Source organism: Lysinibacillus sp. 10T31, from assembly GCF_056394365.1.
This window is the reverse complement of record NZ_JBFTHS010000003.1, coordinates 196051-203811: the sequence shown is the minus strand read 5'-3', so window position 1 is coordinate 203811 and position 7761 is coordinate 196051. Positions and strand designations below refer to the sequence as shown.

Genomic DNA, 7761 nt, shown 5'->3' with positions numbered 1-7761 from the left:
CAATCATGTTTCTGCAAGTAGGGGGCGAACGGTTTAGTTGACGGGGTCAAGCCCCACGAGCAGTTACGTTCTACCCTGGCTACTGCTATAATAAAACCATTTTAAAAATGATCAACCAGAAATATCTGGTTGACCTTATAATACGAACGGAGCAGTTTAGTTCAATAAGCATAAATTGAAACTTAAATTGGAAATTATCGACTTATTATGGAAAGAGGGATACTTATGAGGTTAAAATACTATTTCTTTTCAGTAGTAATAGCTATTGTTTTTTTGTCAGGTTGCTCCAATGTTTTTAACAAATCATCAACAGATTGGGCTTTTGGATTTGTCGTTTGGGATGGTTATATTTATCAATTAAGTGATGAATATGTAGATGAGATAGATGAAGAAATTGGCAAAGTAACAAGGTATTCAGATACGGAGGGAACGTACTATGGAAACTTCTCTAATGTGTATGAAAAAGGCACAAAATATTACGCTATGCGAGGAATAAGTACGGAAGAAGCAATTGCTATTGAAGTAGAAGATGGTAAGTATAGAAAAGCAATTAGGGGTGGAAAGTACGGAGAAAAATAACTTTCATTTTTTACTAACGGCTGCTTTTCTTGAAAATCAAAGAGTTGCATATGCAGCTCTTTTTTTCTTTATTAAACTAACGGGGCAGCATTCCTGTTTGAAAGATGTTCTGGGTCTTGAAAGAAAAAGAGTCCACTAATATGATGCTGAGTGTCAACGACCATTGACCCAACATCTACAAGGAGGACTCCTAAATGCATTTTAAAATGAATTACAAAATTAATCAAGTGACTGATAATACACTCGTCGTAGGTATAGAAATCGCCACGCTCCTACGTCAGTATCGCTTATTAGAAAGCGAAATTGAATCTGTAAATAATCAAATAGCCGAAATGGCTAAAACAACGATGGAATATGATTTACTTGCATCAGTTCCAGGTTTAGGAGATGCGACGATTGTTGATTTACTTTCAGAAGTAGGATGCTTTTCACTTTATGAAAATCCACGCCAACTCATCAAACTAGCGGGATTAACATTACGTGAAAACTCATCTGGTCAACATAAAGGGCAAAAACATATCTCCAAACGAGGAAGAAAGAAACTTAGATATATTCTGTTCAAAGTAATAGTACCACTCATTCGTCACAATGAAGCGTTTAAGCAACTTCATGAATATTACACAACACGTCAACAAAATCCTTTACGTGGAAAACAATCAATGGTGGTACTGTGTGGTAAATTACTGAAGGTACTACATGGTATTTGTAAAAAGAAAGTACGTTTTGACGAGAAATATATGATGAAAGACCTCTACTGTCTCGCAGAGGCAGCGTAAACAAATTTTCGAACTATAACTAGAAGGATGACACGGAGAAACCAGCAACATAACTAAACTTAGAGCAAGAGTCCCCGGGGCAGCTTAGCAGGCCTCTGCCTTATGAATAGACCGAACGAAGGAATGTAAGCGCACTGACGCTAAGAGACATGGGAGGGAACGTCGTCATAAGCATCGCAGAGATCCATTGTGCATCAAATAGTGGACTAAAAAAGCTAATGATTTTCATTAGCTTTAGCGAAGTGTACGCTCGATTTGGTAATAAAAACTATAAATTCAATTATACGTTTAAAAAGTGATAGAAAAATATTTTTACTACATCACAAAGTGATGAAAACCGTTGATACTTCAATGTTTATAGAGGGAGGTTAGTCAAATTTTTTTTACACTTTTTTCAACATCTTTCTTTTTTTGAAAAAATGTTTATAATTATCTTAACCTTCTGTGTTTTATCACTTTTCTAACATTCATTACTCAATTTAGGGGCGCTGATCATGGGGATAACGACATTATTATTAAATGCATTCATTATTATCATTTGTATTTTTTTCTATCAAATATTTTGGTTGGATAAAGATGGAAAAGAAGCGCGTAATACTATATTAATTTCCTTTCTTTCATCCATTGCGGTTGTTCTTTGTATGACATTCCCGTTTAAGTTTGATTGTGGATACATATATGATTTACGGCTTATCCCAATCCTTTTAGCTGTTCTCTATGGTGGTTTTAGGAGTTTTATTTTTATTACTGTTATATTTGTTTCTTACCGTTTTTACTTAGGCGGAGACGGAGTCTACCCTGCAGTTATTGTATATTTTATGGCCACTTCCATTACTATGGTATCCCAATATTTTCTTGCTGGTTATTATAAAAAAAGAAAAATATTGTTCAGCTTATTGCTTATGTCTCTTTGCACTATTTCCTTTTCTATATTCGCTTTAATGAACCAAATACGGATAAACGATAAAGTTCAACCTGATTTTATTCACTTTTTATTCAATTATATAGTGATCAATATTCTGACTGTTTTATTGTCTCTTTATTTAATTGAAGGAATGATAGAAAGGTTTAAAATGAAAGAAAAAATTCACCGTGCAGAAAAATTTATGGTGACTTGTGAATTAGCAGCGTCTATAGCCCATGAAATAAGAAACCCGTTGACTACGGTATATGGATTTATGCAGATGTTTAGTAAAAACGAAATCTCTGAAACACAAAAGGATGACTATTTGCAAGTCATGCTAACGGAGTTAGAAAAAGCGCAACTCGTTATTAACGATTATTTGTCCCTTATAAAACCACAAAATGTTGCAAGAGAATTATTAGATATTAGACCAATTGTTGAGCAAGTAATAGAGGTTATTTTACCGATCGCCATCCAATGTAATGTTAAAGTTGAAAGCGATAATGAATGTTCCTATTATATATATGCCAACACCGATAATCTAAAAATGTGTTTAATTAACATTGCAACGAACGGGATTGAAGCCATGACTAATGGAGGGATGCTCCGAATTAATGTGAAAAAGGTAAAGAATCGTATTGTGATTGATATTATTGACACAGGAATTGGAATGTCTTCTGAGGAGATAAATCGAATCGCTATGCCGTTTTATTCTATAAAAGAGAAGGGAACCGGGCTAGGTACGATGATTGCATACAGTATTGTAAAAGGATTAAACGGAGATATAGAAATAAAAAGTGAAAAGGGAAAGGGAACACGGTTTTCTATTATTATTCCTTCTTCCTAATAGAAATCGTAGGGCAAAAAAATTTCGACGATTTAGAGCTTGCTGCTAAAGTACAGTTCGAAAACGAAGAATTTAAAGACGAAAAAGAAATTGAGAAAATATCCGGATACAATAACGTAATAGTATCCATTTTGGAGTGTATAAACCCAATTTATTTATATGATTTAAATGATTAAAACAACCTTAATTGAATAAGATTATGAAGTATTACACTTAAACTAACGGAGGCTATAGTTGAAGATTCGGTTTGCGAAATATAAAAAACAGAGTTATTTTCTACGGTTTTTGTAGATTAACTTTGTTTTTTTGTTGCCCTTCAAGGTTTTATTTAGCAACAATCTTTAAGAAATAGCCTATTAAATTTCCAAATGCATAGACTAACTCCACTCTTTCTATTATCGGTCCATACTTCAATTAGGATGGAGGGATGGACGGTTATAGAAAAAAGAGTCATGCAATACAATTACATAAAGTACTGTGTGATATAGAATATAGATATAAAATATTGAGAGGTCCAATAGTAATTTTCACCTGCTTTAGCAGGTGGTCGTTTAAGTTATATAATTTTAGCATAATAAATTTATGCATTAATTTAATCCTTCTCGTAATTTAAATTTTCGAATAAGGTTTACTGAAAATTTTAATATATCCCATTTTAAAAGTTTTAGTTCTTTTAAAAAATACGAATGTAAACAATATATTAGTAGGAAAAACCATAATCTTACTTAAATTAAAATAGTATTCTGATGAAGCGTGTTTCCAATTAACCATTCGAATGAAATTCATAAAACGGGGAATTTGTCAATATAGACTAAGTCTAATTTTGTTGTATATAATGGATTTAAAGTTGAAATTTGTAGGTGAAATAATTGGACGATATAGTAATTACAGGGTATGGCATTAAAGCACCTGGTGTTTTAGATGAATTTAGTTTTTTTAATGTATTAGATAAAGGTATTTGTACTCAGAGCATTTTAAAAAATGATAATCAGCCTCATTCTAGTATTGTTGCGGGTTTGATTGATGATGACTTTCTAGATATAAATGGAGTAAATTACCGTCGATACCCGCGTTCTGTTAGAATGGCTATTGCGGCTGCGATAGATGCAACTGAAATGTCGAACTTAGATTATTTCAAGCCACACCGAGTTGCTGTAATTATGGGAACATCTGCTGGAGCAATTCTTGAAATCGAAAAACACGCTGCAGATGGTTTTGATTTAAAGAAATTTCCGGTTCACGGGGTTTCAATTGTTGATACGCACACACTCTCGGGTTCTGTTGCTGAAGCGATTGGTACGTGTGGGACTGCATTCACCGTTACAACTGGATGTACAGCCAGTATAGATGCAGTATTGATTGGGAAACAACTACTTGAAACAGGTAGTGTAGATGCTTGTATAGTAGGAGGAACAGATGCTCCTTTAGGCCAATGGACAATCAATGGATTTAAAAAAATAAGAGTACTCTCAACAGAGACCTCTATCGAAAAAGCTGGTGTCCCATTTTCAACGGAGCATCGAGGTTTTGTTTTATCCGAGGGTGCTGGTGTACTCGTTCTAGAGCGTAAACAATCAGCACAAGCACGAGATCAAAAGATATATGGGAAGATTGAACGTGTCGTTTCAAGAAATGAAGGACAAAAATTATTAAGTTCAGATATAACTGGTAGACATATGCTTGAGGTTTTTCAAGAAACCGTTGGAAATACTATACCAAGCTATGTAAACAGTCAGGCGCTTGGTATAGAATTAAATGATCAAATCGAACGATTTATCTTTAAGGAAACATTTGGTTCTGGAGTGCCTATTACTTCAATTAAAGGAATGATAGGACATACATTTGGGGCAATGGGAGCAATGCAAATCATTTCATCCCTGCTATCAATGGAATATGGTTTTATCCCTCCTACGATTAAAACATCAGGGGAAGGATTTGAAGACGTCCCTATTGTTTATGAAACGAGGCATCAAGCTGTAGAGTCTGTATGTATCACTACTCATGGGGGTAGCGGAAATAATGCTTGTCTATTACTTACGCGTACATAGGAGGCTCATTTTATGTTTTATTTATTTTTAATTCTATTGGCATGTATTCCTATTTCTGTTGGAATTACGATATTAGTATTATTCGAAAAAAGTAAATTATCAAAAATTATTTTTCTATTTCTTCTTTTGGCCTCATTTTGGCAAATAGATGTTGCATTTTTATATGCACAGCAACTATTTAAAGAAGAGACAATTATGCTATTTTTCAGGATTTTTAGATTTGGTTCTATCATGGTAACACCAACAATTCTCTATATAGGATATACAATTGTTCAAGAAATACTCCCAGATAATTATAAAAAAAAGTGGTGTTTTCTTGTTAATCGTACCACTGTTTTCCTATCATATGTAATGGCCCTAATTGTTTACATAATCGGATGGAGTGATAGAGGGATTAAGGGATTAGAACTTGTACAAGTTGATTCTAATATATTTTACTATCCTGTTAACGGAGAGCTATCGTGGATTTTTAATTCCAATGTTCTCTTTTTTGTAGTTAATATGATTATTTGTTTTTTAATTAGTTTAGATGTACAAACCAAGAGTGAACGTTCATTTCTAGTATATTTTAATATTTTCACGTTAATTGGATATGCAATAGGCTTTTTTAACATGATTCCATCGTCAAGATTGTTACCAAGTTCGATTGCAATTTTGGTCTTTGCTATTTCTGTATTAATTCTTTCGAGCCGAATGCATCTTGAAATAGTAAACAATATGAATAAAAAGCTATTTGAACAAAAGAGGTTTCTATTCCAAGTCATTAATTTAAACCCAAACTATATTTATGCTCACGACGAAAATGGGCGTTATACACTTATGAATCAATCATATGCTCAGTTAATGGGCATGAACATTCAAGATAAGATAGAGAAAGCTGATGATGAAGTATATAAAGATTCATTAGTAGAGAAGCAAACTGTTGATCATCTTACGGATGTAAACAAATTATCGCAAAAGGTATTTATTAGAGAAGAATCCATTACAGGCGCATCAGGAGATGAGATATGGGTACAGACTGTCAAAGTACCAATTCAAATAAATGATAGCTCAGCAATACTTGCTGTTTCAACAGATATTACGGAGCGAAAGCAATATGAAGATGAAATCAAATTTCAAGCAAACCATGATGCCTTAACAGGATTGCCGAATAGAAGAATGTTCAATGAGGATTTAACGAACCTTCTTGAAAAAGCTAAAATGGAGTCAAGTCAGAATGCAATTATGTTTCTCGACTTAGATCGCTTTAAATACATAAATGATACACTCGGACATGATGTTGGGGATCTCTTATTAATAGAAGTATCAATACGTATTAAAATGTTACTAAAGATAAGCCATAAATGCGCAAATATTTATCGTCTTGGTGGTGACGAATTCACTATTTTACTGCCACATTATAATGCAGAAGATAGTGAGGCTTTTGCAAAAGATTTATTGGAACAATTTAAAAGTGGTTTTTTGGTCGATGGTTGTGAGCATTTTATTACACCAAGCATTGGAATTAGTGTATTTCCAAATGACGGGTATGATGTTAACACATTAATAAAACATGCCGATACCGCAATGTATCATGTAAAAGAAAGAGGGAAAAATAACTATCAATTATTCACATCAGAAATGCAGCAGCATTTCTATAGGAAGCTGATGATTGAAAAAAAATTACGATCCGCACTAGATAATAAGGAATTTGAACTCTATTATCAGCCTATTATGGATATGAATACAAATAAAATCATAGGGATGGAATCACTTATTAGGTGGAATAACGAAATCTTGGGACAAGTTACACCGGATGAATTTATTCCAATTGCGGAAGAGACAGGAATGATTATTCCAATAGGTCAGTGGGTAATGGATACTGCAATTGAACAAAATGTCCTTTTTCAAAAAGAATCGTGCAAGCCATTAGTAATGAGTATTAATGTATCTGTGAGGCAGTTACTCGAGCCAACGTTTGTAGAAAGCTTGAAAAACACGATAGAGAACAATTCAATTGATGCGACCTACATTATATTAGAGATTACTGAGAGTATTGCGATGTATGCAGAGTCGATGATAGAAAAGTTATATGAAATAAAGAAACTTGGTATAAGATTATCAATGGACGATTTTGGAACTGGATATTCATCGCTTAGTTACCTGAATAAATATCCTCTTGATTCTTTGAAAATTGATAAATCTTTTGTCATTGGGATGAATCGAGAAGTTGAGAACAAAGCTCTTGTAAGAACTATTATAGCGATAGCAAAACAACTTGACTTGAAAGTTATAGCTGAAGGAGTGGAAGGAGATGAAGAGTATCATTTCTTGTCTGAGATTGGCTGTGATTATGCTCAAGGATATTTTATAAGTCACCCACTCTCCGTAACTGATTTCAAAGAAAAATACATTACAGTTAGTGACTGATTCTCTTGCTATGAACTAAAAATAAGTATTATTATTAAGATTGTTTTCGTAAATATTATTGCTATTCAAACTAATGGCCTAGTTTAGTTGAATCCACTTTTACCCAGTGAACTGATTATATGTTCTTTGTTGGTATTATTTATGTAAATAACAAGGAATGGTCTAACAAACTTGACTGATATAATAATAATTTCGTTA

General features: G+C 33.3%; 4 protein-coding genes and 1 pseudogene. All 5 read left to right on the top strand.

The window, feature by feature from the left end; translation table 11 throughout:
• Nucleotides 1-225 precede the first annotated feature (225 nt).
• The 5 genes and pseudogenes from AC1DCY_RS03355 (at nucleotide 226) to AC1DCY_RS03335 (ending at nucleotide 7563) form a co-directional block, all read left to right on the top strand.
• Entirely contained in the window at nucleotides 226-579 is a 354-nt protein-coding gene (locus AC1DCY_RS03355) for a hypothetical protein (protein WP_477347426.1), read from the top strand.
• A 227-nt stretch (nucleotides 580-806) separates the two neighbouring features.
• Nucleotides 807-1355 (top strand): annotated as a pseudogene (locus AC1DCY_RS03350) (transposase); the annotation flags it as partial.
• Between the two features lie 494 nt (nucleotides 1356-1849).
• Nucleotides 1850-3106 (top strand): ATP-binding protein, encoded by a 1257-nt coding sequence (locus AC1DCY_RS03345; RefSeq protein WP_477347424.1) that lies wholly within the window; start codon nucleotides 1850-1852, stop codon nucleotides 3104-3106.
• 869 nt (nucleotides 3107-3975) lie between these two features.
• On the top strand, nucleotides 3976-5154 hold the full coding sequence (locus AC1DCY_RS03340) for a beta-ketoacyl synthase N-terminal-like domain-containing protein (protein ID WP_477347422.1): 1179 nt from the start codon (nucleotides 3976-3978) through the stop codon (nucleotides 5152-5154).
• 12 nt (nucleotides 5155-5166) lie between these two features.
• Nucleotides 5167-7563: a sensor domain-containing protein gene (locus AC1DCY_RS03335; RefSeq protein WP_477347420.1), complete on the top strand. Its 2397-nt coding sequence runs from the start codon at nucleotides 5167-5169 to the stop codon at nucleotides 7561-7563.
• Nucleotides 7564-7761: the final 198 nt, after the last annotated feature.

Excerpts from the sequence above, each read along its gene's own strand:
- AC1DCY_RS03335 (WP_477347420.1), top strand. The coding sequence starts at position 5,167 with ATGTTTTATTTATTTTTAATTCTATTGGCATGTATTCCTATTTCTGTT.
- AC1DCY_RS03345 (WP_477347424.1), top strand. The coding sequence starts at position 1,850 with ATGGGGATAACGACATTATTATTAAATGCATTCATTATTATCATTTGT.
- AC1DCY_RS03355 (WP_477347426.1), top strand. The coding sequence starts at position 226 with ATGAGGTTAAAATACTATTTCTTTTCAGTAGTAATAGCTATTGTTTTT.